The 343-nt window shown below is 42.9% G+C and carries 1 pseudogene; it reads left to right on the top strand.

Annotation, left to right across the window (positions count from 1 at the left end):
- Window positions 1-101: 101 nt before the first annotated feature.
- A pseudogene (locus CXF88_RS14400) lies at window positions 102-343 on the top strand (transposase); the annotation flags it as partial.

The raw sequence follows: 343 nt of genomic DNA, 5'->3' as shown, positions 1-343 counted from the left end.
TAACTAAACATCATAACTAAACATGGCCACCCAACCCAACTGGTTAAATAGCAAGCACTCAACTAGGCTTAGTTACCTTTAACTCAGACAGGTAATCTAAGATGGCCAGACCAAGACAGACAATCGTTAGCCTGGAAGATACACCTTACTATCACTGCTGTTCTCGTGTGGTACGTAAGGCTTTTCTGTGTGGAATTGATCACTCAACAGGAGAGAACTTTGAGCATCGGCGTGAGTGGGTCGATTCACGCATTCTAGAGTTAGCGACCATCTTTGCTATTGATATCTGTGCTTATGCCGTGATGAGTAATCACTTACATGTGGTTATAAAAGTCGATGCTGA

Origin of the sequence: Shewanella sp. ALD9, from assembly GCF_002836315.1 — a bacterium.
In the GTDB taxonomy this organism is placed as follows: domain Bacteria; phylum Pseudomonadota; class Gammaproteobacteria; order Enterobacterales; family Shewanellaceae; genus Shewanella.
Note: the sequence above shows the minus strand (reverse complement) of the source record. Positions and strands in the feature narration are given on the sequence as shown.